Source organism: Paenibacillus sp. EB106-04-04-XG159 (assembly GCF_058791835.1).
The window spans coordinates 206,978-231,092 of sequence record NZ_JBYTDY010000003.1 but is presented as its reverse complement, the minus strand read 5'-3'; the positions used below and the strand labels follow the sequence as shown (position 1 = coordinate 231,092).

At 48.0% G+C, this 24,115-nt stretch carries 24 protein-coding genes and 1 riboswitch; of the genes, 22 read left to right on the top strand and 2 right to left on the bottom strand.

Going from position 1 to position 24,115, the window contains the following annotated elements; all coding sequences use genetic code 11:
- Window positions 1-95 precede the first annotated feature (95 nt).
- The 9 genes from AC3WTP_RS05305 (at window position 96) to AC3WTP_RS05265 (ending at window position 6,630) form a co-directional block, all read left to right on the top strand.
- Window positions 96-596 (top strand): Lrp/AsnC family transcriptional regulator, encoded by a 501-nt coding sequence (locus AC3WTP_RS05305; RefSeq protein WP_492393544.1) that lies wholly within the window; start codon window positions 96-98, stop codon window positions 594-596.
- An 11-nt stretch (window positions 597-607) separates the two neighbouring features.
- The gene (locus AC3WTP_RS05300; RefSeq protein ID WP_492393543.1) at window positions 608-1,816 is read left to right on the top strand and encodes an aminotransferase class I/II-fold pyridoxal phosphate-dependent enzyme; all 1,209 of its coding nucleotides are present in this window, start codon (window positions 608-610) and stop codon (window positions 1,814-1,816) included.
- A gap of 148 nt (window positions 1,817-1,964) precedes the next feature.
- Window positions 1,965-2,219 carry a Spo0E family sporulation regulatory protein-aspartic acid phosphatase gene (locus AC3WTP_RS05295; protein WP_492393542.1) on the top strand — a complete coding sequence of 85 codons (255 nt, stop codon included), beginning with the start codon at window positions 1,965-1,967 and terminating at the stop codon, window positions 2,217-2,219.
- Window positions 2,220-2,400: 181 nt separating this feature from the next.
- Window positions 2,401-2,976: a hypothetical protein gene (locus AC3WTP_RS05290; RefSeq protein ID WP_492393541.1), complete on the top strand. Its 576-nt coding sequence runs from the start codon at window positions 2,401-2,403 to the stop codon at window positions 2,974-2,976.
- A 44-nt stretch (window positions 2,977-3,020) separates the two neighbouring features.
- The gene (locus tag AC3WTP_RS05285; protein WP_492393540.1) at window positions 3,021-3,575 is read left to right on the top strand and encodes a bifunctional adenosylcobinamide kinase/adenosylcobinamide-phosphate guanylyltransferase; all 555 of its coding nucleotides are present in this window, start codon (window positions 3,021-3,023) and stop codon (window positions 3,573-3,575) included.
- 31 nt (window positions 3,576-3,606) lie between these two features.
- Window positions 3,607-4,197, top strand: a complete 591-nt coding sequence (locus tag AC3WTP_RS05280; protein WP_492393539.1) for a cob(I)yrinic acid a,c-diamide adenosyltransferase — start codon at window positions 3,607-3,609, stop codon at window positions 4,195-4,197.
- A 15-nt stretch (window positions 4,198-4,212) separates the two neighbouring features.
- On the top strand, window positions 4,213-5,178 hold the full coding sequence (locus AC3WTP_RS05275; protein ID WP_492393538.1) for an RluA family pseudouridine synthase: 966 nt from the start codon (window positions 4,213-4,215) through the stop codon (window positions 5,176-5,178).
- A 53-nt stretch (window positions 5,179-5,231) separates the two neighbouring features.
- Complete coding sequence (locus AC3WTP_RS05270) at window positions 5,232-5,603, top strand: arsenate reductase family protein (protein WP_492393537.1); 372 nt, start codon at window positions 5,232-5,234, stop codon at window positions 5,601-5,603.
- Window positions 5,604-5,736: 133 nt separating this feature from the next.
- Window positions 5,737-6,630 carry a 5'-3' exonuclease gene (locus AC3WTP_RS05265; protein ID WP_492393536.1) on the top strand — a complete coding sequence of 298 codons (894 nt, stop codon included), beginning with the start codon at window positions 5,737-5,739 and terminating at the stop codon, window positions 6,628-6,630.
- A gap of 630 nt (window positions 6,631-7,260) precedes the next feature.
- On the opposite strand, the gene AC3WTP_RS05260 is transcribed toward AC3WTP_RS05265, so the two are convergent.
- Entirely contained in the window at window positions 7,261-7,554 is a 294-nt protein-coding gene (locus AC3WTP_RS05260; protein ID WP_492393535.1) for a DUF3055 domain-containing protein, read from the bottom strand.
- Window positions 7,555-7,855: 301 nt separating this feature from the next.
- Here AC3WTP_RS05260 and AC3WTP_RS05255 point away from each other — a divergent pair, with 301 nt between their 5' ends.
- Window positions 7,856-8,929, top strand: coding sequence for an HRDC domain-containing protein (locus tag AC3WTP_RS05255; RefSeq protein WP_492393534.1), 1,074 nt, complete (start codon window positions 7,856-7,858; stop codon window positions 8,927-8,929).
- Between the two features lie 75 nt (window positions 8,930-9,004).
- Here the strand turns inward: AC3WTP_RS05255 and corA are convergent, their stop codons facing one another.
- Window positions 9,005-9,940 (bottom strand): magnesium/cobalt transporter CorA, encoded by a 936-nt coding sequence (corA, locus tag AC3WTP_RS05250; RefSeq protein WP_492393533.1) that lies wholly within the window; start codon window positions 9,938-9,940, stop codon window positions 9,005-9,007.
- Between the two features lie 567 nt (window positions 9,941-10,507).
- Window positions 10,508-10,642, top strand: a riboswitch (SAM riboswitch).
- Window positions 10,643-10,773: 131 nt separating this feature from the next.
- Between corA and metA the strand changes: the two genes are divergently transcribed.
- From metA to AC3WTP_RS05190, 12 genes are all read left to right on the top strand, one after another.
- On the top strand, window positions 10,774-11,715 hold the full coding sequence (gene metA, locus AC3WTP_RS05245) for a homoserine O-acetyltransferase MetA (protein WP_492393532.1): 942 nt from the start codon (window positions 10,774-10,776) through the stop codon (window positions 11,713-11,715).
- A gap of 1 nt (window position 11,716) precedes the next feature.
- The gene (locus tag AC3WTP_RS05240; RefSeq protein ID WP_492393531.1) at window positions 11,717-12,928 is read left to right on the top strand and encodes a PLP-dependent transferase; all 1,212 of its coding nucleotides are present in this window, start codon (window positions 11,717-11,719) and stop codon (window positions 12,926-12,928) included.
- Window positions 12,929-12,931: 3 nt separating this feature from the next.
- Window positions 12,932-14,098, top strand: a complete 1,167-nt coding sequence (locus AC3WTP_RS05235) for a trans-sulfuration enzyme family protein (RefSeq protein WP_492393530.1) — start codon at window positions 12,932-12,934, stop codon at window positions 14,096-14,098.
- Window positions 14,099-14,409: 311 nt separating this feature from the next.
- Window positions 14,410-15,558 (top strand): cyclic dehypoxanthinyl futalosine synthase, encoded by a 1,149-nt coding sequence (gene mqnC / locus AC3WTP_RS05230; RefSeq protein ID WP_492393529.1) that lies wholly within the window; start codon window positions 14,410-14,412, stop codon window positions 15,556-15,558.
- A 167-nt stretch (window positions 15,559-15,725) separates the two neighbouring features.
- Window positions 15,726-16,646: a sporulation protein YtxC gene (ytxC, locus tag AC3WTP_RS05225; RefSeq protein ID WP_492393528.1), complete on the top strand. Its 921-nt coding sequence runs from the start codon at window positions 15,726-15,728 to the stop codon at window positions 16,644-16,646.
- A gap of 404 nt (window positions 16,647-17,050) precedes the next feature.
- The gene (thrS, locus tag AC3WTP_RS05220) at window positions 17,051-19,015 is read left to right on the top strand and encodes a threonine--tRNA ligase (RefSeq protein WP_492393527.1); all 1,965 of its coding nucleotides are present in this window, start codon (window positions 17,051-17,053) and stop codon (window positions 19,013-19,015) included.
- A 212-nt stretch (window positions 19,016-19,227) separates the two neighbouring features.
- Window positions 19,228-19,569 (top strand): DUF4870 domain-containing protein, encoded by a 342-nt coding sequence (locus AC3WTP_RS05215; RefSeq protein ID WP_492393664.1) that lies wholly within the window; start codon window positions 19,228-19,230, stop codon window positions 19,567-19,569.
- Between the two features lie 672 nt (window positions 19,570-20,241).
- Entirely contained in the window at window positions 20,242-20,799 is a 558-nt protein-coding gene (locus tag AC3WTP_RS05210; RefSeq protein ID WP_492393663.1) for a 3D domain-containing protein, read from the top strand.
- A gap of 125 nt (window positions 20,800-20,924) precedes the next feature.
- Window positions 20,925-21,092 carry a hypothetical protein gene (locus AC3WTP_RS05205; protein WP_492393526.1) on the top strand — a complete coding sequence of 56 codons (168 nt, stop codon included), beginning with the start codon at window positions 20,925-20,927 and terminating at the stop codon, window positions 21,090-21,092.
- A 207-nt stretch (window positions 21,093-21,299) separates the two neighbouring features.
- A complete protein-coding gene (gene liaF, locus AC3WTP_RS05200) occupies window positions 21,300-22,310 on the top strand; it encodes a cell wall-active antibiotics response protein LiaF (protein WP_492393525.1) in 1,011 nt (336 codons plus the stop codon).
- Between the two features lie 6 nt (window positions 22,311-22,316).
- Window positions 22,317-23,417, top strand: a complete 1,101-nt coding sequence (locus tag AC3WTP_RS05195; RefSeq protein ID WP_492393524.1) for a HAMP domain-containing sensor histidine kinase — start codon at window positions 22,317-22,319, stop codon at window positions 23,415-23,417.
- Window positions 23,410-24,060, top strand: coding sequence for a response regulator (locus AC3WTP_RS05190; RefSeq protein ID WP_492393523.1), 651 nt, complete (start codon window positions 23,410-23,412; stop codon window positions 24,058-24,060). The genes AC3WTP_RS05195 and AC3WTP_RS05190 overlap by 8 nt, the downstream gene beginning before the upstream one ends.
- Window positions 24,061-24,115 lie beyond the last annotated feature (55 nt).

Here is a 24,115-nt window from a genome sequence, read left to right as displayed (position 1 = left end):
GTATCATAATTGCATATCACAAATCGGTTTGTTTCGCGCAGAGAATATCGACCTATGGCATAATGGACAGCGGAATAAATCGTGGGAGGGCAATAATGAAGGAACTTAGCGAGTTAAACTTGAAGATCTTGGGTTTGCTCAAGGAGGATGCGCGCCGCACTCCTGACCTGATCGCGACGCTGCTTGGTGCAGAAGAACATGAGGTGCGCGCGGCGATTGAGGAAATGGAAGCCGAGCATGTCATCGTTAAGTACGCCACAGTTGTGAATTGGAGCAAGGTTGACGATGAGAAGGTGACAGCGCTGATCGAAGTTCAGATTACGCCGGAAAGAGGCAGAGGCTTTGACAGCATCGCGGAACGAATCTATCTGTTTCCACAAGTAAAGTCCGTTTATTTGATGTCGGGAGCATATGACCTCTTGGTAGAAGTTGAGGGAAAGAGCTTGCGTGAAGTAGCAAGCTTTGTATCGGATAAGCTGTCCCCAATTGAATCTGTGCTGTCAACCAAGACACATTTTATATTGAAGAAGTATAAGCAGGACGGCATCATCTTCGAAGATCATGAGGACGACCACCGCCTTGTAATTTCTCCGTGAGGTGATGGAATATGATTAATGAGGTATCCACTAAGGAAACGACAAGAACGATGGAACGATATCTTAATCCACTGGTAAGGGATATTGCACCATCAGGGATACGCAAGTTCTTTGATCTGGTAAGCGGCAATAAAGACATTATTACGCTGGGCGTAGGCGAGCCGGACTTCTGCACGCCGTGGCATGTGCGTGAAGCTTGCGTGTATTCCTTGGAGCGCGGCATGACGCGGTATACGTCCAATTCAGGAATGCCTGAGCTGCGTGAGGAGATCGGGCGATATCTTCACGAATCATTCGACGTAACCTATGATCCGGATAAGGAAATGATCGTCACTGTAGGCGGCTCTGAAGCCATCGACTTAGCGCTTCGCGCGCTTGTTGAGCCTGGGGACGAGATTCTAATTCCAGAGCCTAGTTATATCTCTTATTCGCCGATCGTATCCATAAGCGGAGGCGTGCCAGTAGGCATCGAGACGTTCGCGAAGGATGAGTTTAAGCTGACAGCAGAGTCGCTGCGGGCAGCCATCACACCTCAGTCGAAGGTACTTATTCTTTGTTATCCGAGTAATCCAACAGGCGGTATCATGACATATGAAGATTATTTGCCAATTGCCAAGCTTGTTGAAGAGCATGATCTGATCGTGATATCGGACGAGATCTATGCTGAGCTGACTTATGACCAGAAGCATGTCAGCTTTGCATCACTGCCTGGTATGAAGGATCGGACGATTCTAGTCAGCGGCTTCTCTAAGGCGTTCGCGATGACTGGCTGGCGAATGGGGTATGTGTGCGCTCATCGTGAGCTGATCTCTGCGATGCTGAAGATCCATCAGTACACGGTCATGTGCGCACCGATCATGGGTCAGGTGGCCGCCCTGGAAGCGTTGAAGAATGGACACGAAGAGAAGGATCGTATGATGGAGGCGTATAATATGCGCCGACGATTGGTCGTTAAGGGTTTCCGCGAGATTGGATTGGAATGTCATGAACCGCAAGGCGCTTTCTACGCCTTTCCTTCCGTCCAATCGACAGGGCTGACTTCAGAAGAGTTTGCACAGCGATTGCTGTATGATGCTAAGGTAGCCGCTGTTCCTGGCAACGTATTCGGTCTAGGTGGTGAAGGCTTCCTTCGCTGCTCTTACGCGACTTCTGTCACTCAATTGACGGAAGCTATCGAAAGAATCGGTAAATTTATCCGCAAAATCAATCAAGAAATGTGAAAAAATAGTATATAATTCTAAAAACCACTAGTTTTCCAACTGAAACCATGGTAATATACGTGATATATTCAAATTATTTATCGATAAAGATAGGATAATCGATAGCGCATACGATATCAGGTTCAACATTTGAAGGAGGAGAAGTGGCTTGTTTTGTTCGGACTATACATTGTCACCTTATTCAGGACAATTGTTAAGGGATAACCGTACTCAACCTAAGTGGTCTAGCAAAGCAAGAAACGTATCATCCAGACTGGTTGATCTTGAACATGAGATTCGCGTATTGCGCAAGCAGATGGAGCTCTTGGTTCAAGAGGAGAATTCGTTTACAGCTAAGAATGTTATTGAGATTAGCAGCGCACTGGATGTTAAGATTAACGAATATATGAAATCCAATGTCTGAATGTACGTTTTGTTTATATAGGAAGATCTATTAAAGTATACCTAAGGCATGCCAATTGATAATCAATTAGGCATGCCTTTTCTTGGTCTATTCGCGTTCGTTTTCTGGCGTGATTGTTTGTGGTATCATGAAACATATTAAGTAGATTGTATTGAATTGATAGAGAGAGAGGAGAACTTCTATGAATAGAAAGAAATGGATGGGAATGATTGTCGTCTTCATGCTTGTTTCTGTATTAGCTGGTTGTGGTGGTCCTAAAGCGGATATTAATATCTTTATGTCGCATGAATATCAAATCCCAGAAGAGAGTATCAACGCATTGGAAGCTGATTTGAACAAAAAGTTAAACGGTGAGTTCACAGTAGATGTCATATCAGCTCCGCTGTACAGTGCTCCAAAGATTATGCTTGAATATGCTGCTGGAGAAGACGGAATTGTTGTACTGCCGTATAAAGATATTAAGAACTATACTGAAAATGGCGCTCATATGCCACTCGATGATTACTTCGATAAGGCCCAATATGAAGAAGGTGTAATGGATGGATACTGGGTTGAAAAGGTAGATGGCGCTAAGAAGAAAGAAGAGAAGTATGTCGATCGTCCAGGTGAATACCTATATGCATTGCCGACAGTTAAGCTTCCGTTAATGGAGAAGCACGGACTCGTACAAGAAGAATGGTTTGTTGCTATACCGGGAACAACACCTAACATGGAGCAATCGGTGAAAATCATGCAGTTGCTTGCAGAGAAGCCTTAATGTATACAAGAACAAGGGCAAGACTGATACGGGAGGGATGACAGGTGATAATCGGAGTTACTGGTCATGTAGGAAGCGGTAAGACTTCTTACATACTCCGCTATGCTGCGTCATTTGGCCGTGAAGGACTTGTCGTAACAGTCGGTCAAGCTTTACTTCCAGCTGATCTGCCGGGTAACGGAAGCTTTCGCTGGAAGACCGTAACGAGTGATATCGAATTGCCAGCTGTGTTGGAGCGAATAAATCGGGAATCCAATCTGTTTCGTGCTGATCGTCGTGTCGTCGTTATTAGGAGCGTTGCAGATTATCTAGCATCCTGTCATAGGCTGATTATGCAAACAGAAGCGGGAATTGAGGTTTATCGCGAACGGATGACCGCTTATCGCGAGCAGCTGGAGAACGCAGCTTTTTCTTATCAGGGCATGCTGTTCATCGTTTCGAATGAGCCTGCGTCGCTGACGCCATTCATGTCAGATCAAGAGCGCTGCTTTCATGAGCAGCTCGCGGCATTCAATCGCCATGCGGCTAAGCACAGTCATCAATGGTTTTGGATGTCTTCCGGCATGGCGATAGAGCTTCGCAGCCGCAGCGAGCGATAGGAATGAAATATTGCTAAGCGAGGGAAGAAGAATGAAGATATATACTAGAACGGGCGATGAAGGGATGACGTCTCTCAAGGGCGGGCGCGTCTCTAAGGATCATCTTCGCGTAGAAGCTTATGGTCAGCTGGATGAATTAAATGCATACGTAGGCGCAGCTCTTACCCACTGTAATGATGACGGCTTAGCAGAGCTCGCTGAGCAGCTGCTGGAAATTCAGCACGAGCTGTTCGATTGCGGCTCAGACTTAGCCTTTGCAGAAGAGAAGCAGGGTCGGGCTGTGTTCAAGGTGAATCAGAAGATGATCGAACGGCTGGAGCAGTGGATCGATGAGCACGAGCGTCATAATTCGGCGCTGCAGCGCTTCATCCTGCCGGGCGGAACACCGCTTGCCGCTGCGCTGCATATATGCCGAACCGTATGCCGACGAGCGGAACGTCAGATTGTCACGCTCGCGCGTAAGGAGCAGATTCATCCTGAGGTAAAGCAATATGTAAACCGCTTATCGGATTATTTCTTCGCCGCTTCTCGTCGAGCTAATGCACTTGCTGGCGTGCCGGATATTGAATACGCTCGCAGCGCGATTGTATTCAGACAGAAAGATCATAAGGATGAGAATTGAGGTTAATTACGATTCATGATGGAGCATGATGATCCTAAAGAAGAACAGCAGGTATGGGATGCCGCTTCCTTGACCTATACAGTAGGTGAAGATGAAGACGGCATCTTGCTGCGTACCGTTATGCTGTCGCGTTTGGGCATGTCCAGAAGGCTGATTACGCGCCTGAAGCAGATGCCAGACGGCATAACGGTGAATGGGGAGCGGCTGTGGAATCATAAGCCGCTGTCCGTCGGAGACGTGGTGCGAATTCGAATCGCGGAGCCGCAGCTGGAGACGATTCCGCCTGAGCCGATTCCGATCGATGTCATCTATGAGGATGCGGACATACTGGTGCTCAATAAACCGCCAGGCATCGTCGTGCATCCGACGAAGGGATATCCATCAGGGACACTGGCGAACGGCGTTGTGCATTATTGGCGCAGTCGAGGCGAGCAGACACGATTTCGACCTGTACACCGGCTGGATCAGGACACTTCCGGCGTCTTGCTGATCGCTAAGCACGCCTTTGCGCATCAGCAGCTGTCCGAGCAGCTGCAGCGGGGTGAGGTGTACAAGCGGTATACGGCTTATGTAGAAGGTGTACCGTTGCCAGAAGCCGGTACGGTAGATGCGCCTATCGATCGTGATGACGTGGAGCGGCATCTGCGTGTCGTAAGATCAGACGGCTATCCGTCTATCACGCACTATGGAACGATCGCAGTCTACCGTACGGCAGAGGGAATTGACGCAGCCAAAGTGCGCTGCGTCTTGGAAACGGGGCGTACGCATCAGATTCGCGTGCATATGCGCCATATCGGCTGTCCGCTGCTCAGCGATCGATTCTATAATCCTGAATCGAGATTGCAGCTGGACATGGAACGCCATGCGCTGCACGCTGGCGAGCTGTCCTTCCTTCACCCGATGACTGGTGAACGTTTGACGTTTGAAGCGCCGCTGCCGGATGACCTGGTGCGTTTGGAGCGTTGGTTGACGCAGCAGTGAAGGCTGATCGTGCGACGAATAACTCGATCATGATTGCAACTGGGGGATGGAACATGAAATTGACAGTATATGAATATGCCAAATGCGGTACGTGCCGCAAAGCGGTTAAGTTGCTGAAGGAGCAAGGGCATGAGCTGGAACTGATTCCGATCTTCGATACGCCGCCTTCGGCTTCCGAATTGAAGCAGCTTGTTGAAGCGAGCGGGTTGGAACTGAAGAAATTCTTTAACGTCTCCGGTGAAGTGTACAAAGCTATGAATTTGAAGGATAAGCTGCCAACCATGACGGAGGAAGAACGGATTGAACTGCTCGCTTCCAACGGAAGATTGCTGAAGCGTCCGATCGTAACAGATGGCAAGCGAGTCACTGTTGGTTTCAAGGAAGAAGTTTATCAAGAAACTTGGACTGCATCTAGCACCAATTAAGGTGATGGCTAATCCGAACTAACGTTGGCAGAATGCGTCAACCGATTGTCGTTGCCGTTGTGATATACTTTACAGAGTTGACTAGAGTGTCAGGTTTTCAGTTGAAAATGATATAGAAGGGAGCCATATCTCGATGATTGAACAACAAGATCGATCTCGTTTATTGTTGGTTGATGGAATGGCGGTGCTGTTTCGAGCTTACTTCGCTACAGCATACGGTGGCTCTATTCGCCGCATGAAGGATGGGACACCGACGAATGCGGTTTATGGATTTATGCGTTATTTTTGGGATGTGGTTGAGAAGTTCCAACCAACCCATATCGCATGCTGCTGGGATCTGAGCAGCAAGACATTTCGCTCAGAGCAGTTTGGCGATTATAAGGCGAACCGTCCGGAATGTCCGGAGGATCTAGTACCGCAGTTTCAGCTTATACGTGAGGTTATGGATTCGTTCAACATACCGAATGTGTCGAGCGAGGGTTATGAAGCCGATGATTGCATCGGAACCTTGGCGAAGCAGCATCGTGATGAACACGATGTGCTTGTGCTCACAGGGGATCACGATATGCTGCAATTGGTTCATGAACACACAACAGTTATCATCATGAAGAAGGGGCATGGCAATTACGCTGTCTATACTCCGGACTACTTGATGGAAGAACGTCAACTGACGCCGGAGCAGGTAATTGACATGAAGGGCCTGATGGGTGATACTTCGGACAACTATCCGGGTGTACGCGGTATTGGCGAGAAAACAGCGCATAAGCTGATTCAAGAGCACGGTTCAATCGAAGGCATATTAGCCAATATGACAAGCCTTGCAAAGGGAGTTCGCACGAAGATCGAAGCGGATATGGAGATGCTGCATCTTTCCCGCCAGCTTGCGCGCATACATTGTGAAGTGCCGATCAGCTGTGAAACGGAGAGCTGCCTTTTTGCTCCGAATCCGGAGAGCGTCGTTTCTATCTGTGAGCGACTGGAAATGAAAAGTGTGCTGACGCTGACTGGAATCGCACAGTCATCATAAGTGCCTCAGGGGCTTGTCCTATAAGTATTAGGACAAGTCCTTTTTTTGCTCGCGCGCGGGCTGTGGAGGCTGAAACGTCGATTTTCTGCATCTCAGCCCTCGTGCGAGCTGAATTTGGAGCTGAGATGTAAGTTTTCGACGTCTTAGGCAAATTTCCGGCTCGCGAAGCCGATTTTGAAGGCTGAGACGTTAATTTTCTGCATCTCATCCCTCGTGCGAGCTGATTTTGGAGCTGAGGTGCATTTTTTCGACGTCTCAGGCAAATTTCTGGTCGCGAAGCCGATTTTGAAGGCTGAGACGTCGATTTTCTGCATCTCAGCCCCTGTGCGAGCTGAATTTGGAGCTGAGATGTAAGTTTTCGACGTCTCAGGTAAATTTCCGGCTCGCCAAGCCCTTTGTGCCGGCTGATACGTATAAGAACGGGTTGTTCCAAAAGTTACTGGCGTTGGTTCTAAGAAACTCCTGATAACTATGTAGATTTACCAGATGGTACCTATTAATGAAAGCTAAAAAACCTCCATTACCGCACGGACTGCGATACTGAAGGTCATTGGCATGGATGGCATCCATGAAGAAGCAGCCCAGTTAATAGCTTCCCGAACCGCGCCTATTCAAGCTGAACTGTGAAGATTAATCAGTGAAGTGAGCCTCCTCAACGACCATGTACAAGAATTGTCGAAGATCCTCAGCTTCCTCCTCAGTCAGTTTATAGAAGGACTCCAAGTATCCCTCCTCCTCAAGATCGTCTTGACCTAGAATTGCAGTCAAGCCCGTTTGAAGATCCATAACCAGCTTCTTGCCGTAGAAACGGCTCGTTGTTGTCACACATAGATCGAACCGACGCATACTATCGCCGATAAAGGTGACAAAGCGACAGGATGTATCTTCTGTATGATCGGATAAAAAGTCCAGTTCTTGGCTCATCTTGATGCCTCCTCTTCTACTAACACAGCAGTTCATCAACGCAGCGTTGAAATCCTACTCATCATTATAATAGAAGTCACCATATGTTGGAAGCGTGATCCTGGTGATGATCAGCTCTACTATATTCCATACATTGACATACAAGAGTGTCGTGCTATAATATAACTAATTCATAACTAGAACGAGGAAGCACCTCTTTGACGGCAGAAGGCGTCGAAGGGGTGCTTTTCTATTCCTACAGAAGCACATCCTCCTCACTCTGTTGTCTCGTTGTGAAACTGACCATGTGGAGGTATAGGATATGCAAGTTGTATGGATGGCGCGAATGGAGAAACAGATTGAAGGCGAGAGCCTTCGCTCAGGTTTGCTAAGTGCAGGTGAAGATGCAGGAAAGTGGCTTGTGCTGTGGGAGCCGGATGAAGCAGTTGAGCTTGATGAGGCACAGCAAGTATCAGGCATGGAGACATCTGGTACATGGTATGAGGGAAGCGTATGGATGGAGATGCGAGCAGCGCTTCGCGGGGGAGTTGCGCGATTGCTGCGAGAAGGCTATCAGCCAGCGCTAGGATTTATGCCGGATACGAATCTTCATGAGCGGCGGATGAAGGAAAGGAATGAATGGATCAGCTGTTATGGCGAGCTGCATTCCGATGATAAGCTCTACGAGCGGCTTGCGCAGTGGCGCCGTGAGACGGCGAGCAGTCTGCGTCGAGCGCCGTATTGGATCGCGACGAATCGGATGCTTCGTCTAGTGAGCGCCTTCGTGCCGCATAATGCAGAAGAGCTTCGCCAGCTTCCAGGCTTCGGGGAAGCCAAGGTGAAATCCTTCGCGGATGCGATTATAGCGATTACGCAGACGGTAGAGCGCAGCACCAGCTTTCCGCTCGATTGGGTGGAAGGGGCGGTTACAGAGACTGCATTTGTCCAGTGGGTATACGAACAGGAACGGGCTAAGATGGATGCGGAATTGAGCCGTTTGATGCAGCGCCGTGTTCTGCTGGAGGGAGTACGTGATGGTTTAGGCGCTGGCGAGTTGATGGAGCGGCTGGAAGTGGATCGTCGTGAGCTGTTGATGCGAATCGAAACGTTAGCTGATGAAGGCTATGACGTGCTTCCATTTATCAACATGGAATTGGCGGATACCCCGGAGGAAGAGCTTCTGTCGATTCGCAATGCCTTGACTGAGCTTGGTCCGGAGTATTTAAAGCCGGTGTTCATACGCATATACGGCGAAGAAGCGCTGACAGGCACAGGCTCGGAATTGCAGCGCCGATATGAACGCATTCGTCTGCTGCGCCTTACCATGGACTCGGCAGCAAGCGGGCAGTCATCGAGAGCTGGCCGCAAACGAACAAGCAATCAGCAAAGCGCATAAAGTAAGGGGCATTCCCCATCATCGAGGCAGGTAACCTGGATGAAGGGAATGCCCCTCTATATGATAGCTATTCGTTTAGAGCCAATCCTTCTTGCGGAACCAGAAGAACATGGTCAACCCAAGAACAAGCATGAATATGCCAACGTAGACGGCTCCATTTTCCTGATGCAGAAACGGAATATAATCAAAGTTCATTCCGTAGAATCCAGTAATAAAGGTCAAAGGCATGAAGATCGTCGTTACTGCGGTGAATACGCGCATAATTTCATTCGCGCGATTGGCGGTGCTGGAATGATAAGATTCTCGCAAGTTCGCCATCAGGTCGCGGAACGTTTCGAATGTTTCTGCCACTTTTACAGCATTTTCATAAATGTCTCGGAAATATTTCTGCAGTTCATCATCGATCAAACGCAGATCTTTGTTGTAGAGTACGAAGATCACATCCTTCTGCGGTCCAAGGCCCTTCTTCAGCCACAGAATTTCGCTTCGCAGATTAATGATTTCGTTTAGATGCGATTTCTTAGCGTTAACCAGCACGACTTCTTCCAGATTATCGATCTTCGCTTCAATGCGGTCAGCAACCGTAAAGTAGCTATCCACTACTGTATCAACAAGAATATACAGCATGCGATCGGGCGTATTGACTTCCTGTTCCCATAAGAGGGGCTTGACGGTACGAAGCTCGTTGATCTTCTGTCTTGTAACCGTAATTAAGTAATGCTTGCCTAAGAAAATATTGAGTGCACGCAAGAAGATTTCTTCGTCATCGAATCGAATGCTGTTTACCACGATAAAGTAATGGTCTTCATACATCTCCATCTTCGGACGCTGCTCATCTTCGCTTAGACAGTCCTCAACGGCAAGATCATGCATGTTAAACAGCGGCTGCAGCACGGCTAGATCATCTAGGTCTGCGTCGATCCAATAAAAACCTTGCTCGGGCGGGGTTAATGTGAGTTGAATGTCTTCGACAGGTGTGAATACACCTTCGTGGACGAGACGTATCTTCATGTTCACCACTCCTTCTCGCCACCATCATATAGGTAGCTTGTGTTGTCATTGTAATGACAATTCATACGAGGGAGGATGAATCATGACAAACGAAGCCGTCCGTGTCGTCATGGGGAATCGCAGCTTGAGGTGTGATGTGATAAATACACATCAGACGCGCGCATAAACTGAACTTAGCTTCAGTCCCTATGGATATAGGAAGATAGACTTGCTCAGCTTGCGCATGATGCCCATGCAGGCAGACGACAATCGTCAGGTCTTGAACATATCCTGCACACTCGTCGAATCGTCGTATTCGGTTGTTTGCTCATACCTAGGCGCGGCCTCGGGTCGCCATCCATCCGAATTCACCTCTATTAGTGAAGTTTAGTTGCTTGACTATGCCAAGCACTTGTATAGTATACCCCTCATGAAAATGGCTTTCAACCAAAATATTGTGCCAACCAATTCCTTATTTAGCATATGGAGTATTTCAAATTATTGTGAATTAGTGCTTGACGGAATGCTCATGCATGCTATAAATTATTACCAAGTCCAAATGAAGACCAAACTAAATATGCAACGGCAATCTTATCAAGAGCAGGTGGAGGGACAAGCCCGATGAAACCCGGCAACCGGCTTATAGCTCAGGCTATGAAGCAGCGGTGCTAATTCTTGCAGAACCGAATGGGGGAGATCCCAATACGGGCTGACAGATGAGAGAGGCGCATGAATACGATTAACATGAACCTTTCTCAAGATTTGAGAAAGGTTTTTTTGCGATCATAAGCCCTTTCCCAGCTTGTCATGCTGATTGTCTCATTTGAGACCACATTCCAAAGGAGGAGAACGTCATGCCGATTAAAATTCCGGATACTTTACCAGCCAAAGAAATACTGACTCAGGAGAACATATTCGTCATGCTTGAATCCCGTGCGTATATGCAGGATATCCGACCGCTGCGAATTGTCATTCTTAATCTAATGCCGACAAAAGAAACGACTGAGACGCAATTGCTTCGCTTGATCGGCAATACGCCGCTGCAGGTGGATGTGACGCTGCTCCATCCTGCGACACATGTATCCAAGAACACATCTGCCGAACATCTGATCAGCTTCTATAAGACGTTTGAGGATATTGAGCAAGAGCAGTTCGACGGCATGATTATTACAGGAGCTCCAGTCGAGCAGATGGACTTCGAAGAAGTTACCTACTGGGAAGAGCTGTGCCGCATTATGGAATGGTCGAAAGAGAATGTGACTTCAACGTTTCATGTCTGTTGGGCCTCGCAGGCAGGACTCTACTATCATTACGGTATCCCTAAGGTTCCGCTTGAGAAGAAATGCTTCGGCGTATTTAACCATTCGTTAACGGCTGAGAATATTCGACTCACACGCGGGTTCGATGAGCGTTTCCTTGTTCCGCAATCCCGTCACACGGAGGTTCGCAAGGAAGATATCGTTAAGGTAGAAGATCTTATCATTCTGTCGGAATCGGAAGAAGCAGGGGTATACCTTGTTGCGAGCAAGGATGGACGGCAAATATTTGCTACGGGTCATTCCGAGTATGACCCTTATACACTAAAGTGGGAATATGATCGTGATATAGCCAAGGGCATGGAGATGGATATTCCTATCAATTACTACCCGAATAACGATCCAAGTCAAACCCCGTACTCCACATGGCGAGCACATGCTAACCTGCTGTTCTCGAACTGGCTGAACTACTACGTATATCAAGAGACACCGTATGTTCTCAGCTCGGCTAAATCTCGCAAAGAGGGAGCCGGTATCTAATATGATCGAACGAGATGAACGCTCCTACCGCATAGAAAGTCAACTAGCTCAGATCGGATCCATCCAAGACCCGAAGACGGGAGCGATCAACTTTCCGATCTATCAAGCGACCGCATTTCGCCACCCAGGGCTCGGGCAGAGCACGGGATATGATTATTCCCGCTCGAAGAGCCCGACTCGCGCCGTGCTGGAAGACGCCGCCGCCTTGCTGGAGCAAGGCGATGCCGGCTTCGCTTGCAGCTCTGGGATGGCCGCGCTCCAGAATGTGTTTGCTCTATTCAGTCAAGGTGATCATCTGATCGCCTCCTTGGACCTATACGGCGGCACCTATCGAATATTGGAAAGAATACTTGCTCGATTTGGCATCACGGCTTCATATGTCGATACGAATGATCTCGAGGGGATGGAGAAGCTTCGAACCCCAGCGACTCGCGCGGTGTTTATCGAGACGCCTACGAATCCGCTGATGATGATATCGGACATCGAGGCCGCGGCAAGCTGGGCGAAGAAGCATAACATGCTCACGATCGTCGATAATACGCTGATGACGCCATTCTTCCAGCGTCCGCTTGAGCTTGGCGCTGACATCGTCGTTCACAGCGCGACTAAATATCTAGGCGGACATAATGATGTGCTCGCTGGCATCATCGTGACGAAGGGCAAAGAGCTGTCCGAGGAAATGGCATTTCTGCACAATTCCATCGGCGCCTGTCTTGGACCGACGGACAGCTATCAGCTCATGCGCGGCATGAAGACGCTGGCGCTGCGAATGGAGCGCCATGAATATAACGCCATTCGCGTCGCGGAATGGTTGCAGGCGCACGAAGCGGTTGAAACGGTCTACCATCCAGCGCTGCCTGAACATCAGGGATACGATATTCAGCAGAAGCAATGCTCGGGCAATACCGGCATATTCTCTTTCCGCTTGAAGGATGCTCGTTACGTCGCTCCGATTCTATCAACGATTAGGCTGATCGCATTCGCGGAAAGCTTGGGCGGTGTCGAATCGCTAATGACGTATCCCGCCGTTCAAACGCACGCGGACATTCCGCAGGAAGTGCGCGATGCTGTCGGCGTGGATGATAGGCTGCTGCGCTTCTCAGTAGGCATCGAGCATGTGGATGACCTGATAGCGGATCTTGATCAAGCGATCCGCTGTGCACAGGAACAAGTATCGCAGCAGGAACAGCAGCCGCTAGGAAGTGAGGTATAGCAGATGAGCCAATCGAATGAACCAATACAACCGAAATCAGATCGCTTCGCAACCAAGCTGATTCACTTTGGCGGTGAGATCTGTGAGCATACAGGGGCATCCAGCGTGCCCATCATTCAAGCGACGACTTTTCATCACGAAGACATCTATAATCCCCCTAAGCATGATTACTCTCGTTCCGGCAATCCGACGCGCGAAACGCTGGAGCAATATATTGCTGTATTGGAAGGCGGGACTCGAGGCTTCGCCTTTGCCTCTGGTATGGCCGCCATCTCATCAACACTTCTGTTGTTCTCGGCTGGGGACCATCTGATCGTAACGGAGGATGTGTATGGAGGGACTTATCGTTTATTAACTACGATTCTCAGCAGATTGCAGATCGAAACGACGTTCGTGGACATGACCGATCTGAATCAAGTGGAAGCGGCGCTGCGTCCGAACACGAGAGGCGTCTTCATGGAGACGCCGTCAAACCCAACGCTTAAGATTACGGATATAGCCGCCGTGTGCGCCTGGGCGAAGTCGAAAGGACTTATTACCTTATTGGATAATACCTTTATGACCCCTTATCATCAGCGGCCGATCGAGCAGGGTGTTGATATCGTGCTTCATAGCGCGACGAAATTTCTAGGCGGACACAGCGATGTACTGGCGGGATTAACCGTCACCCATGATGAAGAGCTGGGCAATCGAGTTAAGGCGCTGCAGAATGGACTTGGAACTGTGCTCGGCGTACAGGACAGTTGGCTGCTCATGCGCGGCATGAAGACGCTCGAAGCGCGCATGGCGCACAGTGAGCAAAGCGCCCGCCGCTTAGCTGAGTGGCTGAGCAGCAGATCGGATATCACGAAGGTATATTATCCGGGGCTAGCCGATCATCCACATCGCGAGATTCATGAGCGTCAATCGAAAGGATACGGCGCCGTAGTATCCTTTGATGTCGGCTCTGGCGAACATGCCAAGAAGGTGCTGAATCAAGTTCGGCTGCCGCTCGTGGCAGTGAGCCTAGGCGCTGTTGAGAGCATCTTGTCCTATCCGGCCATGATGTCGCATGCCGCTATGCCGCAAGCTGTGCGTTATGAGCGCGGCATTACAGATGGATTGCTGCGCTTCTCTGTAGGTCTGGAGCATATTGAAGACTTGATCGAGGATCTAGATCAGGCGCTATGATGCTGCCTGAGGCGAAGCATTCGTCGCAGCTAACGAACAGGAGTCCGAGGGGTTGCCCTTGGACTCCTTTTTTGTGCTGAAACGGCTGTATGACGAATGGGATAAGCCCATCAAGCGTACATAATACGATGAACAACAAGTGATTAACAAGATGGATAAACTATGATACGATGGGTTATGGTTCTTTAACTTTAATCATTATTGCATGATATTACCATAACTCTTGGGCTAAAAGATTACAGACCAAGCATTAGCAGGGTGGCTTGAATATACCCATCCTGTGAATGAAATAACATAGAGAGGAAGTGACGATGACGATGATATCTCCAGTTGATCGCATATTAGATAAAGTATTGCGCGGTGAGCGCATGAATACAGAAGAGTGTATCACCTTGTTTGAATCCGATCAGATTGAGAAGATGGGACATGCCGCGAATCAGGTTATGTTGAAGTGGCATCCAGATCCGATTACAACTTTCGTTATCGGCCGAAATATTAACTATACGAATGTATGCGACGTATACTGCCGCTTCTGCGCGTTTTATCGTCCTCCAGGATCGAAGGAGGGGTATGTGCTTCCAGATGAAGCGATCTTCCAGAAGATTCAGGAAACGATAGATGTTGGCGGGACAGAAATATTAATGCAGGGCGGCACGAATCCGAATCTGCCATTTTCGTATTATACAGAGCTGCTGCGCAACATTAAGAAGCGCTTCCCTGGCATTACGATGCACTCCTTCTCTCCAGCCGAGATCTGGAAGATGAAGAATGTGTCTGACGGCTTGTCGCTTGAAGAGGTTGTCCGCCAGATTCATGAAGCAGGCTTGGATTCATTGCCGGGTGGAGGAGCAGAGATTCTGGATGATCGCACTCGACACAAGATCAGCCGATTGAAAGGCACATGGCGCGAGTGGATGGATGTGATGCAGACTGCTCATCAGGTAGGAATGACCACGACAGGCACGATGGTTATCGGCTTCGGTGAGTCGATGGAAGAGCGGGCGCTGCATCTGGAACGTACGCGTATCGCGCAAGATGAATGCATAGAGCGCAACTATCCTTCAAAAGGCTTCCTTGCCTTCATTCCATGGACGTTCCAACCGGACAACACAGCGATGAAGGTGGATCGTGTCAAGCCGGAAGAGTACTTGAAGACACTCGCGATCAGCCGCTTGTTCTTGGACAATATTCCCAACTTCCAATCCTCTTGGGTAACGATGGGACCAGAAATTGGCAAGCAGACATTGTCGTACGGCTGCAATGACTTCGGCAGCACGATGATTGAGGAGAATGTTGTGTCTGCCGCCGGCGCGACTCATAAAGTAAACATCGGCAGCATTCTTAAGCATATCCGTGATGCGGGCAAGATCCCTGCGCAGCGTGATACGCAGTACAATATTCTTCGAACATTTGATGAAGATCAGAACACGATTGAACGTGACTTTGTGATGCAGAATTAATATACCGACCTAACGAAGCGCATTGGGGAGCAGAGTGATCTGTCCTCATTGCGCTTTTTCTGTGCGGTTGCCAAACCGTATGAGCTCCTTCGGATTACCAAAACTCACTTCGTATATCTGTTTCGTCCACCCCATATACTGAATAAGGAACAGAAAGGAGTGAGTTCATGGAGCTGTTCACCATATCGGTATCGAATGGAACTCGAAATGAGCTGGAATCGTTATCTCGGCTGTTGATGCAGGAAATGGACGATTTACATACACAGGCGAATGGCGTTATATTGGAAAATTTTGATTCCGGTTCAGCGGCAGGTATTACCTGCTTAGGTCGACTCCCTGGTTTCCAGTTGGCTTTACAAGCTCAGGATGTGTGGAATCGCGCTGCGAGAGCGCTTGCAGAATACATTTTATCCGTGAAGGAGCTTCCGCTGCTGCGTGAGTTAATCAAGAAAGAAAAAAACATCGATTCTTCTGATGTAGAGAAGATTGAAGCGTACTGCATTCAACTCTTGAACGGTATGGATGACAGCACTCACCATGAAGCTCGAAAACGACGCTGTATGAAGCTTCGGAAAGTGCTGCTCCATTATTTGGAGGAGAATACACAACTCCATATTGATGGGTTTATTCGATTTCGGCTGGACAGCTATATGACAGAACTTCGTGAAGTTGTAGCATATGCCATGGATGAGTATGTGCTGGAACGACAATATCAAGAATTCATCAGCTTGTTAAAATATTTTGTGTTTATTCAGGAAACCAAAATACCGTTAGCTCATCTCGTTCATAAGGGCGGGCACGAATTTTCGTTGCTGAATGAGCAGTGGCTTCCATTGGAGTCATCTCATATCATGGACGGGATGGTTGTCGAGATGATCGATTGTGATATGGAGATGGAGGATATGATTGTGAGCACGCTTATTCATGTATCCCCAGGCCATATCGTCATACACACATGTGAACCAGATTCTCAAGTGATCAAGACGATTGAACAAATATTCGAAGCTAGAGTTCATGTATGTGGTTATTGCCCATCGTGCGCATCCTATCTGAATCCAAACTGGACTTCGCAGGATCAATGCACATAATATTGCTCTTGACCAACAGGGATGATATCGCATATAATATGCCATATTGAATTACATCAAGCAATATGGCGTTGACGAAGCCATGGATGCAGGGTTGTAACCGTTCAGAGAGAGGGATCTCGGCTGAAAGTCCCTTCGGCGATTACTTGCATTTACCCCTTCGGAGCTTTGAATGGGAACAGAAGCAGCTAGGATTCGCTTCTTATTATTATTCAACGGTTCATTCCCGTTACAGAATGCTCAAGGATATATGCACGGAATGCTGCTTCACCATATTTGGCGCAGATGCAGCTTATGTATATATTGAATGAGGGTGGAACCACGGGTTATAACATAACACTCGTCCCTTTTATAGGGCGGGTGTTTTTTTGTTGCCAATTTAGCGTATTAGGAGGAGCTTTAACATGTCTATGGTACGAGTTACTTTGCCAGATGGTGCTGTTCGCGAATACGAGCAAGGCACAACAATTGAAGATGTTGCGGGTTCGATCAGCAGCGGTTTGAAGAAAAACGCAGTGGCAGGCAAGCTGAACGGAAAGGTGGTTGACTTGTACACGCCAATCGAAGCAGATGCTTCCCTAGAAATCGTTATGCCTGATTCTGAAGAAGGGCTGGAAGTGATCCGTCACAGCTCTGCGCATCTAATGGCACAAGCCATTAAGCGTTTGTACAGTGATGCAGACGTAAAACTGGGTATCGGACCTGTCATTGAAGACGGCTTCTACTACGATATCGATATGAATGTATCGCTGACACCGGAAGACCTGCCGAAGATTGAGAAAGAGATGGAGCGTATCGTCAACGAAAACCTTCCGATTCGCCGTCATGTCGTATCTCGAGAAGAAGCTTTGCGCGTGTTTACTGACATTAACGATCCGCTCAAGCTGGAGCTTATTAACGATCTGCCAGAGGATTCGGAGATTACGATCTATGAGCAAGGCGAATTCTTTGACCTTTGCCGCGGACCTCACGTTCCAAGCACATCCAAGCTGAAAGTGTTCAAGCTGATGAACCTGGCTGGAGCTTACTGGAGAGGTGATTCCAAGAATAAGATGCTACAGCGCATATATGGTACAGCTTTCGTGAAGAAAGCTCAGCTTGATGAGCATCTGCATTACTTGGAAGAAGCGAAGAAGCGCGATCACCGCAAGCTCGGTAAAGAGCTGAAGATGTTCACGTTCTCTCAAGAAGTAGGTCAAGGATTGCCGATCTGGCTGCCTAATGGCGCGACACTTCGTCGTACAATGGAGCGCTATATCGTAGACATGGAAGAGCGTCTTGGTTACAACCATGTGTACACACCAATAATGGCTAATGTAGAGCTGTATAAAACTTCAGGGCACTGGGAGCACTATCAAGAGGATATGTTCCCTGTGATGGCGATGGATAATGAGGAACTTGTTCTTCGCCCAATGAACTGCCCTCACCATATGATGGTATACAAGAGCGAGCTGCGCAGTTACCGTGATCTGCCGCTCCGCATCGCAGAGCTTGGCATGATGCATCGCTATGAGATGTCCGGCGCTTTGACTGGTCTGCATCGCGTTCGTGGAATGACGCTGAACGACGCTCATATATTCGCTCGTCCGGATCAGATTAAAGAGGAGTTCGCTCGCGTAATCAACCTGCTGCAGAAAGTATATGAGGACTTCGGCATCAAGGAATACCGTTTCCGTCTGTCTTATCGCGATCCGCAGGATACAGAGAAGTATTACCAGGACGATGCAATGTGGGAGATGTCCCAGCGCATGCTGCGTGAGGTTGTTGTCGAGCTCGGTCTGCCGTTCTTCGAAGCGGAAGGCGAAGCTGCGTTCTATGGTCCAAAGGTTGACGTACAGATTAAGACGGCACTCGGCAAGGAAGAAACATTGGGTACAGTTCAATTGGACTTCCTGCTTCCGCAGCGCTTCCAGCTGGAATATGTCGGCGAAGACGGCATGAAGCACCGTCCTGTCGTTATTCACCGCGGTATCATCAGTACGATGGAACGCATGACTGCATTCCTGTTGGAGAACTACGCAGGCGCGCTGCCGTTGTGGCTCGCACCAGTGCAAGCGAAGATTCTGCCAGTTTCACCTACGTATGAAGCGTATGCGAAGGAAGTGGAAGAACAGATGCGTCAAGCGGGCATTCGTGTGGAAGCGGATCTTCGCAACGAGAAGCTGGGCTATAAGATTCGTGAAGCGCAGCTCGAGAAGATGGCTTACATGCTTGTTGTCGGTGAGAACGAGAAGAATAACGGTTCTGTCTCCGTGCGCAAGCGCGGTCAAGGCGATCTCGGCATGATGCCGCTATCCGACGCAATCGCGATTCTGGACGAAGAGATTCGCACACGCAAGGTGCCTGATGTAAAGTCTACAGAAGAATAAGCTTAAGTGTACTTTCCCGCTATTGGCGCAGAAAATACACCATTTGATATGAGGGGCTTTCCCATAGGTAGATTACTCTACCTGGGGACAAGCCCCTTATTCGTGTGGCATAAAGACCCGTTACAGCGACTGAGATGAATATTATTTCAATAACTCTCATAGCATTAATGCGAGGCAATTATGTTACTCAAGGAGTGGTAAGTTTGAGTCAGATGAATCTGAATGGGAACAAACAGTCTTCTACAGGTCTGGATCAGAATATTGCAGGCTTATTGTGCTATCTGCTTGGAGCAATTACGGGTATCATCTTCTTAGTATTAGAAAAGGATAATCGATTCGTTAAGTTTCATGCGATGCAGTCATTGCTTGTGTTTGGAGGACTCTTCGTACTGAATGTCGTACTGGGATTTATACCGATATTAGGGTGGATATTATCTGTTTTCATTTATCCAATCGGAGTAATTCTTTGGATCTTGCTTATGGTACAAGCGTACTTAGGAAAATGGTTTAAGCTCCCGATAGTCGGTCAAATAGCAGAAAAGCAGGTTATGTAAATAGGATGAAATGCTCTGGATAGCATCGATCTATGTGTATACATGCAGTGGCGATCGTACTCTGATGTTCAATCAGGGTGCGGTCGCCATTTTGTTTTTGTCGCAGACGTTCTATTTTTGTCGATTATGAATAATTGTGGACTATAGCGGACATCCTTCCGACTAGGAGGGGATAACCAAATGCTTACAATTAAAAAGGGGAACGGTAATAACACATTAAAGAAGCGGAGTGGCAGTATCGTGAAATACAGCAGGTTGTCGTTCAAAACAGGATGTCTAATCGCCATAACAGGATGTTTGCTAATCACTGGTTATGGACAAGTCGCATATGCGCAAGCATCCAATGTTGAATTACAAGCCGCTTTATCTACTTGGAATCTACATCAGGCCATTCACATTCAACAGCAAGATATGCATTCACTCGCTGAGATGAATGATTGGGATCGTATGGGTGCAGACAGTATCAATTATGGTACTCGGATACATGAATCCGCGAAATGGAGCGGCTTGCCGCAGCAAGTAATCTCCGATCAGGTTCGATTGCAGATGCTGCAGCGAGGAAATAACGTAAATTCGTATGAAGTATTTGAGATGTTGAACCAAAGCAACAGACATGAATCAGCAGTATATCCAGACATGGATTTGCGTTCGAATCTTTTTGTTTATGTTGACATGTCTATTGCGAATGCATCAAGATTGGCGGGATCATTTACTCCAGCTAAAGGACAATCTGTCAATCCAGATTCCGCTGCTAAGGCGAACACGGTAACAGCCAATAGCAAGGTGGTGTTCACGGATGATCTGCTTGCGCCAGAACAAACGCGAGTACTGAAGGAAGTTAAGGTGACAGCTACCGGCTATACAGCCGGCATTGAATCAACAGGGAAGAAACCTGGCCATCCCGAATATGGGATAACGTATTCCGGTGTCAAGGTAAGACGCGATTACGTTTCCACCATTGCCGCTGATCTTAAAGAATTTCCGATTGGTTCCATTCTTTATGTGCCTGGCTATGGGTATGGAATCGTGGCTGACATTGGTTCAGCCATCAAAGGGAAGAAGTTAGATCTATACTTTGATACTACGAAGCAGGTCTATTCGCAGTGGGGCAAGAAAGTCGTCGACGTGCAGGTGATTAAGAAGGGCAGCGGAAAGGTTACAGAGGAGTTTCTACAGGAGCTGAATGAGGCTGTTATGAAGCATCACAAGATTCCGGAGACGATGCTTTAACAGCTTTGCCCATGCATAGCGGCTTTCGGATCATCACATAATACTTCTTGGGGAAACAGTTGTTTTCTCGAAATGTTCACAGGCCGCTCTGAGGCGGATGTGTAGCACAAGGGAGGTGAAATGTGATGACTAAGCAAAGCTCGAAGTACAATTCCAAACAGGTTGGCAAACAACAGTTTGGTCAAAACCAAGTAAATCAAAACTTTGACGCTGAGTTTGCAGTTGAAAACGAAGGTACTGCTGGTGCAGCAAACAAAGCAACTAATGGCCAAAACCAAAAAGCTCAACAATAGTGTCGTCTTGCATTCGATTTTGACATAATGGAAGTAGAGGCTGCCTGCAGGCAGTCTCTTTTGTGCATGCTTGTATTGGATGCTATTTACAGCAGCTCGGTCTAGAGACTGATTCACAGTTCAATCCCTCGCCGCTGTTTACTTAGCTGTGTGTGCTATACAATACAGATATAAGATAAACGAAAGCAACATTCGAAGAGAGGGATTATGATGAATCTAGGAAAGAGATGGATGGTCGGTTTTGTTCTGATCGGTGCCGGTGTAATCTTCTTGCTGCAGCAGATGGGATATATAAACTTTGACCTTAGTGAATTGTTTAGTACGTTTTGGCCGCTCATTTTGGTGTTTGTAGGGTTGAACGGTCTGTTCCAAGGCGGATTCTGGGGGATATTCCCGCTAGGCATAGGTGCTTACTATTTGCTGAGAAATCTAAATATTATTACATTAAGCTGGTCTGACTTCATGAGCTATGCGCTTCCTTTTGGCTTAATTGTCGGCGGTCTATGGGTATTGTTCAAGCCGCGGAAGTCCAGAAGCAGAAAAAGCGACTGGCAGGGGAACAATAAGAACTGGGATGATGGCTATAATCAAGAGCAGAATAAGTCAAGTCAGGCTCCAGCGTCTCCATCTATCCCGGACTATGGCGATCCTAACTACCCTGATCCATTTAAAGATGTGGATTATTCAAAGGATATATTCAATAAAGAGGTATATGGGGAAAATGAAGCCTCAAGCAAGCCCTCAAGCAAGCCAAAAAAGGGGACTGGCGATGAAGGTTCAACGAATTCATGGGAGTTCGAGTTCGGTATGGGCGCGGGCAGTCACGGCTCCAAGGGAAAGAAGATTAACAAGTCAACCTTTATCGGTGATTTTAACATCGGAAAGGATTATTGGGAACTTAGACCGATGGATATCTCTCACTTTATCGGCGACTCGACGATCGATCTGACGAAAGCTCAAGTTCCATACGGTGAGACTAAGATTACGGTCTCCAGCTTTATTGGCGACGTAAAGGTATATATACCGCGCGATATGGATCTTGGCGTTACCGTTACATCCAGTTCATTCATTGGCGATGTGCGTTTGCTTGATCAGGAGGAAAGTGGATTCATGCGGACGACTAACGTCGAATCCCCATATTATCATGATGCAAGCAAGAAAGTTCGCATCGTCGTCAGCACCTTCATCGGTGATGTAAGAGTGAAGAAGGTGGGATAGCATATTATGGTGCAGAAGTTATTTCGCAATGCCCGAAGTGTCAAATGGGAACTGCTCTTTACCTTCATCGTCTCGGGTTGTGTTATCATAAGTGTGCTATGGCTAGGACTGGTTAATGGTATGTGGTATGAAGGATGGAATTGGTGGGTATTCGGCATTGTGACCGTACTCATCGTTTCCATCCTAACAGGATATATTGCTGGCGTCCGGCTGCAACGCAGACTGGATGTTTTGCATGAGAGCATGATGCAGGTAACGAAGGGCGATTGGTCTGTACGGATTCAGGATGATGATGAGGATGCCTTTTTTCAAGTATATTCGGACTTTAATGTTATGATTCAAACGATGGAGCATAAGCTTAAATTGCTCCAAAAGCTGTCTGAGCAGCAGGTTGTTGATCATGAGCGTGAAAGTGAAGCGATCGTTCAGGAAGAACGCAAGCGACTGGCTCGTGATCTGCATGATACGGTAAGCCAGCAACTGTTCGCAATGCATATGGCTTCTTCCTCGCTTCCCAAAGTCATGGAAATGGATATGGAGCGGGCTCAGATAGTTGTAAGCCAGCTGATACAGATCTCGCATTCAGCACAGCGGCAGATGCGAGGACTGATTGCGCAGCTCCGTCCGATCGAGCTGGACGGAAGAACGCTGCAGCAAGCGTTGGAGCGTTGGTTCCCCGATTATTGCAATCAGAACGGATTGCAGGGGAAGATCGAGATCCAACTGAGAGCAGGGCTGTCTGAAGCGAAGGAGCATCAGTGCTTCCTAATGATTCAAGAAGCGATGGCCAATGTGGTGAAGCATGCTCAAGCGAAGCATGTAAACTTGTCGCTGCATGAAATAGACCAGCGTGTGCTGCTCGTTGTCGCGGATGACGGCAAGGGCTTCAACATCAATAAGAATACACATGCCGGAAGCTACGGATTGACTACAATGAGAGAACGGTGCGATAAGCTGGGCGGGACGATGGACATTATCAGCCAGCCTGGAGCAGGAACAACCATTCGAGTACATATACCTTTATTTGAACAAGTAGAAGAAGAGAGAGACCAACCAGTAATTAAGCATGTGGCAGAGGAACTGGACGGAGGCGAAACGGATGAGTAAAATGAACATTTTTCTCGTTGACGATCACGAGATGGTGCGGCTGGGACTGCGTACGTATTTGATGTTCGATTCAGAGATTGAGGTTGTTGGTGAAGCAAGCGGCGGGCTGGAAGCAATCAAGAAGATCAGCGCTAACCCTGACCAGCTGCCGGATCTAGTGCTGATGGACCTGATGATGCCGGATATGGACGGTGTAGAGACGACTAGACAACTTATTACTAGATTTCCAAAGCTGCGAATCGTCATGCTGACCAGCTTCATGGAAGATGAACAAGTGGTTGCAGCCATTCAGGCGGGAGCTATCAGTTACGTCTTGAAGACAGTATCCGCAGAGGATCTTATCTATGCGATCCGCGGAGCATGCCGCGGCATGCCGGTGATGAACGGCGATGTATCGCAAGCCTTGTCGCGTGGATTGCGCAAACGAGCCGCGCAGCCGGATGATGAAGGATTGACTGAGCGTGAGAAAGAGGTGCTTCTGCTCATTGCGGACGGCAAGGCCAACAAAGATATATCCGAAGAACTTCATATTAGTATAAAGACAGTTAAGACACATGTATCCAATCTATTAATGAAATGTGAGCTTCAGGACCGCACGCAGCTAGCTGTGTATGCGCACCGCAACGGTTTGGTTAAGAATTAAATTAGTATTGGCAAACGGTTTGCCTCCAATGTAAGCATTCAGTTGGAGCGCAAGC